Origin of the sequence: Hansschlegelia beijingensis, assembly GCF_045505405.1 — a bacterium.
Lineage (GTDB): Bacteria > Pseudomonadota > Alphaproteobacteria > Rhizobiales > Methylopilaceae > Methylopila > Methylopila beijingensis_A.
In genome coordinates this window covers 1-1,481 of sequence record NZ_JBJKEX010000509.1, presented here as the reverse complement: position 1 = coordinate 1,481, position 1,481 = coordinate 1, and the positions used below count along the sequence as shown (strand labels likewise).

Sequence of the window (1,481 nt, the reverse complement as noted above, 5' to 3'; positions counted from 1 at the left end):
CCTCGCCGTCCCAGACCACGCCCATGGTCGCGCGCGCCCCGAGCGGCGCGACCACGACGTCGCCGGGCGCGACCTCGAGCCCGTCCGGGACCGCATAGGTCAGCGTCCGGTCGAGCGCGACCGGCAGCAGGACTTCGACGATGGCGCTCTGGGGCATGAAAGGGAGTCGCTCGGTCGGCGGCCGGGTCACGCGTCTTCGACGCTGGAGCCCGCCGCCGTCAAGAAGGCGTCGCGCTGTGACGTCATGCGTGGAGCCTCGCCCCTTTTGGCTTGCGCGCAGCGGTCCGGCGGGCCACTTGAAACCAGAGAGGCCGCGTGGCCGCACCCCCTTTTCTTCAAGGAAGCTCTAGCGATGAAATTCTTCGTCGACACAGCCGACGTCAGCGAAATCCGCGAACTCGCCGCGGCCGGTCTGATCGACGGCGTAACCACCAATCCGTCGCTGATCCTCAAGGCCAACCGGCCGATGAAGGAACTCATCGCCGAGATCTGCGACATCGTCGACGGCCCGGTCTCGGCCGAGGTCGGCGCCACCGAGTATGACGAGATCATGCGCGAGGGCCGCATCCTGGCCAAGATCGCCGAGAACGTCGCGGTCAAGGTTCCGCTCACCCTGGATGGCCTGAAGGCCTGCCGCACCTTCGTGGACGAAGGCACGATGGTGAACGTGACGCTGTGCTTCAGCGCGCCGCAGGCGCTGCTCGCCGCCAAGGCCGGCGCGACCTTCGTGTCTCCCTTCGTGGGCCGGCTCGACGACGCCGGCGTGGACGGCATGGAGCTGATCCAGGACATTCGCACGATCTACGACAACTATCCGGACTTCTCGACCGAGATCCTGGCGGCCTCGATCCGCTCGGTGAACCACGTCAAGGACGCGGCCAAGGCCGGCGCCGACGTCGCCACCATCCCGCCCGCGACGCTCAAGTCGCTGGTCAAGCACCCGCTGACCGACAAGGGCCTCGACCTGTTCCGGGCAGACTGGGCGAAGACCGGTCAGCGCATCGAGTGACCGGAGCACATAAGGCGACGGCCGCGCTATACTTGAGTACCTCCGCGCGGGTTTGCTGACGGCGCCAAGTAAGCCCTCCGCAATTTAATAAGGAACCGGTTCGCGAGCCGCGCGTTCTTCTCGCAGTTCCAATAGCGAGAGAGAACACCCCATGCGCATCAGGGGTCGGGGCCGCCGGCTCGCGGCTGCTGCGGGGCAACCATCCTGAACACGAGGCGCTCGAGGCCGAGGCCGCCGCCTTCTTCGGCGCCGGGCGCGCGCTCTACATGGGCGCGGGCTACGCGGCCAATGTGGCGCTGGTGTCGACGCTGCCGCAGCGAGGCGATCTGGTCGTCTGCGATGCGCTGGTGCACGCAAGCGTCCATGACGGCCTGCGGGACGCCAAGGCCGAGGTGGCGTTCACCGCGCACAACAACGGCATCTATCGCGGCACCGACATGGACCCGACCGGCCGCGACCCCGGCACGACCGT

The 1,481-nt window shown here is 67.9% G+C and carries 2 protein-coding genes and 1 pseudogene; 2 read left to right on the top strand and 1 reads right to left on the bottom strand.

The features are described from left to right. The coding region (locus tag ACIKT0_RS18185) for a primosomal protein N' family DNA-binding protein (RefSeq protein WP_407106735.1) at positions 1-157 on the bottom strand (157 nt) is incomplete at its 3' end. A 195-nt stretch (positions 158-352) separates the two neighbouring features. On the opposite strand from ACIKT0_RS18185, the gene fsa reads away from it, so the two are divergent. Further along, positions 353-1,009 carry a fructose-6-phosphate aldolase gene (gene fsa, locus ACIKT0_RS18180; protein ID WP_407106734.1) on the top strand — a complete coding sequence of 219 codons (657 nt, stop codon included), beginning with the start codon at positions 353-355 and terminating at the stop codon, positions 1,007-1,009. Positions 1,010-1,173: 164 nt separating this feature from the next. After that, positions 1,174-1,481: pseudogene (locus ACIKT0_RS18175) on the top strand (aminotransferase class I/II-fold pyridoxal phosphate-dependent enzyme); the annotation flags it as partial.